Source organism: Kaarinaea lacus (assembly GCF_975902315.1).
Genome location: NZ_CDLKIE010000363.1, coordinates 1 through 4,955, shown reverse-complemented (window position 1 = coordinate 4,955; position 4,955 = coordinate 1). Strand labels below are relative to the sequence as shown.

General features: G+C 46.5%; 4 protein-coding genes. 1 reads left to right on the top strand and 3 read right to left on the bottom strand.

The features are described from left to right. Nucleotides 1–710: 710 nt before the first annotated feature. Nucleotides 711–1,079: an SPW repeat protein gene (locus tag ACWVCM_RS11870; protein ID WP_455201966.1), complete on the top strand. Its 369-nt coding sequence runs from the start codon at nt 711–713 to the stop codon at nt 1,077–1,079. A gap of 68 nt (nt 1,080–1,147) precedes the next feature. Here the strand turns inward: ACWVCM_RS11870 and ACWVCM_RS11865 are convergent, their stop codons facing one another. The 3 genes from ACWVCM_RS11865 to ACWVCM_RS11855 all read right to left on the bottom strand — a co-directional run. Continuing rightward, the gene (locus tag ACWVCM_RS11865) at nt 1,148–2,557 is read right to left on the bottom strand and encodes a hypothetical protein (protein WP_455201965.1); all 1,410 of its coding nucleotides are present in this window, start codon (nt 2,555–2,557) and stop codon (nt 1,148–1,150) included. A gap of 172 nt (nt 2,558–2,729) precedes the next feature. After that, the gene (locus ACWVCM_RS11860) at nt 2,730–3,746 is read right to left on the bottom strand and encodes a multicopper oxidase domain-containing protein (RefSeq protein WP_455201964.1); all 1,017 of its coding nucleotides are present in this window, start codon (nt 3,744–3,746) and stop codon (nt 2,730–2,732) included. Between the two features lie 10 nt (nt 3,747–3,756). Beyond that, a partial coding sequence (locus tag ACWVCM_RS11855) for a multicopper oxidase domain-containing protein (RefSeq protein WP_455201963.1) occupies nt 3,757–4,955 on the bottom strand: 1,199 nt, incomplete at its 5' end.

Below are 4,955 nucleotides of genomic sequence, written 5' to 3'. Positions count from 1 at the left end.
TTTTATCTTATCGACAAGATTGTCGCCGGCAAATATCAATTGCGGGTTTCGCGCGAACAAACAGATTCTCTCAACCTGTTCCCTGTAAAACCAACATTCGTCGTCATCGAGCCTGACGACCCCATTGTGAACGGTATGGACTTCGTGCTACAAAAGAAATTCACAACAAAGTAATATGAGATAGTCGCTATGGGTGAAGTGATAAAATTTAAAAAGCCTTCCTTGAAGGAAAAACACAAAGGCAAAACGTTGTGCCAGAATGGTTTCCACAAATGGGTCATTGAACAGAACAAACAGTTTGATGTGAAAAGTGGCAAATTAGTAACGTTGTACAAATGCTCTCGTTGCGGCACCACCAAGGTAAAAACCCACTAACCTGCACTGAAATTTTCAATGGCTGAAATTAACTCAACTTATAGCCACTTCAACTGTTTGTAATATAACCGTTTTTAGATTCCCTCTAATTCCCACACTTATTTTATCGATACTTTCCATTTAAACGATTTATCGATATTCTAGCTAGTGAGTTAACTGCTCTTTACTGCCACACTATTATTGCCTCTCTTACTTCGCTCACACCTAGCTGGGCTGGTTGGGGCAGTTAGCTCATCAGTCGTCCTACCCCTGTTAGTCGTACTCAATGACACCGTTCTCAAAAACACAGAGTACGTGTCACTCATCCACTTTGTTCAAAACAAAGGAGACTTCATATGGGTAAAGAAAGTAGCATTGGTTCCGGATGGAGAGATTCTATTGAACTGGTCATCGGTTTGTGGCTATTAGTGTCTCCCCTGGCCTTAGGTTTCTTCTCCAACCCTACTGCCAGCTTGACCACGATTGCAGTCGCTACTGTAGTATTTTTTGTTTCGCAGCTGGGTATTGCCAATCAACAACCGTGGGAAGAATGGGTAAACCTGATCGCCGCGGCGATCTTAATCGTTTCACCCTGGCTATTTGGCTTCGCATCAGAAATCGCTGCGACCTGGAATGCCATTATAGCCGGTGGGCTGTTAGTCGCACTTACTGTATTACAGATGCTTGAAGAGTATGGATCAATTAAACAGAAACAGATAACTTAACTTATGCCTGAAAGATAAAAAAAGGGAGAGCATCGCTCTCCCTTTTTTGTTGCGTACAATTTTAGTTGTTACGGTGTTGGTGTAAATTCGAAATCAAATGCACCATCCCAGTTCATTTCATTAGGATATACCGTGTCCAGGTAATCTGGATTTTGCAGCGCAACACTACGCCAGTCTTCAGGATCAGCACCCTGGTTTGGCTCCTGATCTGCAAATCCATCCTGGAAAATCGCATTTAATAAATCGACGCAGTCATCACCAACGTTTGCACACTCATTACCCGTGAAATAGGTATCAGGTAAGCCGAGTTCTGTTACTATCAAGTCCAAAGAAGGATTAAATACCGGGAAGAATGAGCCACCTGTTGGCGGCGTGGTACGGTCACCAAGATACTGCGCAAAAGAAAAAGTCTTGTGGATCCAGTCCCAGGGTTCATTCACCGTCTGATCAGCGTCAAAGAAGTACGTATCGAGCTTATCAAATAGATAGTTACCCAGATGATTGTTCGTTGCTGCGTTAAGCTCTAACGGTATGGCAACATCCTCAAACTCTGCGATTGCTGCACCTTCACCGCCGCGGTCGGAGACGGTATACATACGCAACATGGGTAATTCAGTAATGCCAGCGACATCGACAAACTGGCGCTTCATGTTAATGATGCCACGCGCTGTAAATACCTGCTCGGAAGGATTGGCTGTTAAATCTTTATTCACTTCAATACGGAAACCATCAGCCCATTCATTTCCGTTGTCAAACTTCAAGTACATATCAACCAGCTGTTCCGTCGCTGTGTAATCGAAATCCATACGCATCAGAACCGGATCTTCTGGATCACGGTTCTCGGGATCAATATTGGCACCATCAATAATCAGGCGACCCTGTATATCGCCATTCACATCCTCATTCCATGAAATATAAAATTGGGGATCATCACTGACTAAAGGTGGTACATCACGATCATATCCGTAGTAGATATTGATAGTCGTCTGTGTATCTGAATTATCGACGACACTAAAATGCGTCGGTTCATCAGCCTCATAACCTTCATCGTCGGTATGGTTATCGGTCTCATAAATTTGCCCATCGTGAGGAACATAACCGGATATTTCAATTAAGGCATCCGCCCAACAAGTCCACGCGGCAACGGCTGACACCATGAATTTAGTCATTTCATAACCGTTACGAAACGGTTCATCATCATCGTCCGGGCCTTGATAAGCACAAGGTGCACCTGTATCAACACCAGTTACCTGTACACCGGTGGGCGAAGCAATCAACACGCCCGCCGGGCCGCCCGTCAAACTGTTGGGAATGGCCATATCCAGGTTCATAACTTCGCTTCCACCGTCATCACCACTGGAACAGGCACTGAGACCGATCACCAGTGTCAATGCAATGGCTGGCACCGGGCGTAACCATGACCTGCATAAGCGCGATAACCATGACAAAAAGAATAAGGATTGGGATTTATTGTTCATTGTGGATCTCCTGCTACTTCTATTATGTGCCTGCCAAACGCGTTAGCCAGATAAAACAGACACCGAATTAGTGATTAAAGCTTTCTCACTAATTAAGGAGACGCTGGAAAGAGGGATATTTGAAAAACGCGGAAACCTTTAACTTGCTGAATATATAGCAATTTACAAAGCATCAATTAAATGTAAGCTCGGTAAACACCGTGGAATAGGCAGAATCATCCAGCAATCGACGATAAGTCACTTCCGGAAACAGGGTACCGGGAGTCGCCGGCAAGGTGATCATGATATCCCGGGTTTGTCCGGGCGATATTTCGATTTCAGTTACGGTGCGCGGCGTATTGAGTTTGAAGCCATCCATATTGTGTAATACAAACTCCTGGGGAACATCATTGCTATCCAGGATCTGAAAGGTGGAATTTACCGAATGCAATCCCATGAGCCGAATGGCAACATTCGCTCCCACGGTTGCCGCCAGAGTTTCAGCAGGCGCCGCCCTGGTCAAGCCTTCGTTACCGTTAATCAGAAAATACTGTGGGACATAGCTGGCAAAAACGGGATCGTCACCGACGGCCGTGTGATAACGAGGATCAACGGTACTTAATACCCAGTTCCATTCAAAATCATAAGTCGGCCCGCCTTCGTTAATGGTATTAACAAAATTACCCTGTGCATCCACCGCACGTACTATGAAGGCACCATACATCCCCATCTCCAGGTGTTTCACAGTGTGTACATGGCAATGATACTTATGACTACCTACATAACGGCTATCAACATTAAAGGTATAAGTGTCGCCGTTGGTGGAGGCACCGGTTTCAGGTACGCCATCTTCACCCTGTGGCACGTCCAGTCCATGAAAATGAATGGTATGACCGTCATAAGGCGCCGGTTCAGTGGCCATCATGCCAGGCATTAATGTCACACTCGCTTGCGCACCAACACCCAACTCCAGCGTCGGGCCGGGTAACTGCAGGTTCATACATCCACCAGGCTCAGTAGAACCCATGACGCAATAAACCCAGAAGGTAATATCATTACCACCCAATGTTTTGGTCATTGGCATAACGCCTAACGTGATACCCCCACTTACATCAATTGCATGAGCATTGGATGCCAACAATAACAAGCCCGCGGCGACGTATCGTTGCAGATATTTCTTTAATTGGCTGGCGTTATTTCGCTTCATCATTCCTTACAACCTACTGTGCAATAATAAAAGTTGCTGTACCGTTCAGGTAAACGCCATTGCCCGTTTCCATATTGGCTGAATGAACATGTACCGGATACGTACCGAGTTTATCCAGTGTATAAAGCACTATGGCCGTAGAGCCTCGTTTTACATTAACCGTGGTTACCCAGGGAGCATCAGCTATATCATTCACCTTAACGCCATCCTGGCTAATGATCTGGAAATGATTGGCATGGAAATGCAAGGATTGGTCATACTGGCCAGCATTAATAATCCTTACCAATATCGTTTCACCCACTACACCTTGCAGTGTTGACGCAGCATCCTGTTTGGCGGCAAAACCATTCATACCATTTAATAGAAAATAGTTGGGTTCATACGTTGTCGGTACCGGATTAAACCATAGCGTACGATTCCAGGAATCATCCATATCCGTTACGACCCAGGTACGCTCCTGGTCGAACGCCGGACCATTGGTCCACGCCGTATTTGATCCATCGGCCGGCCTTACTACAACAGCGCCGAACATACCCATGGCCCGGCTGCGAGGATCAGGATCACCATAACGGTAAACACCCGCTTCTGTTGGCGTAAAATTCACGGTAACACTTTCCCCTGAGGGAATGTTGGTACTTGCCAGTAATCCGACCACCTCAAACGCGTGATCGAGAATATGATCATTAATAATCTCGACACTGACGCTTTGTCCCACCACGGCTTCCAGAACAAGGCCAGGCGACACACCGGGTAACGAATTACTAGTGGAATAACCCCAGACAGGAAAACTTGTCGCTCCGTTACCGGAAATTTCACTGGCAGTAATATCTAGCGTACCTGGCTCAATGAATAACTGATAATTTGTGGTCGGTGGTGGCTGTGCCACATCATTGTCCTGATTCGTTAACGAGACCGAATCAATGCTTATCCCGTTGTAGTTTGTATCATTACTCTGCGCGGCAAAGTCGACGTTATAGGCGATGTCGCCATCCACGTCCGCGTCATCCACGCCCGTTACCGTCACGGTCTGTGGCGTATCCCAGTTCGCTGCATCAAACTGCAAGCTACCAGGCGCCACGCTTCCTTCGCTGGTATCACTGCTGGTGACACTAATGGACACGGTGTCCGTGGGTTGTGCATCCAGCACCAGACTCACGGTGGCCGCGGTGGCATCTTCGGAAGTAATTAATCCGGCGGTGGGCGACACTGTGA

Coding starts and splice junctions, on each gene's coding strand:
- ACWVCM_RS11860 (WP_455201964.1), bottom strand. CDS start 3,746: ATGATGAAGCGAAATAACGCCAGCCAATTAAAGAAATATCTGCAACGA.
- ACWVCM_RS11870 (WP_455201966.1), top strand. CDS start 711: ATGGGTAAAGAAAGTAGCATTGGTTCCGGATGGAGAGATTCTATTGAA.
- ACWVCM_RS11865 (WP_455201965.1), bottom strand. CDS start 2,557: ATGAACAATAAATCCCAATCCTTATTCTTTTTGTCATGGTTATCGCGC.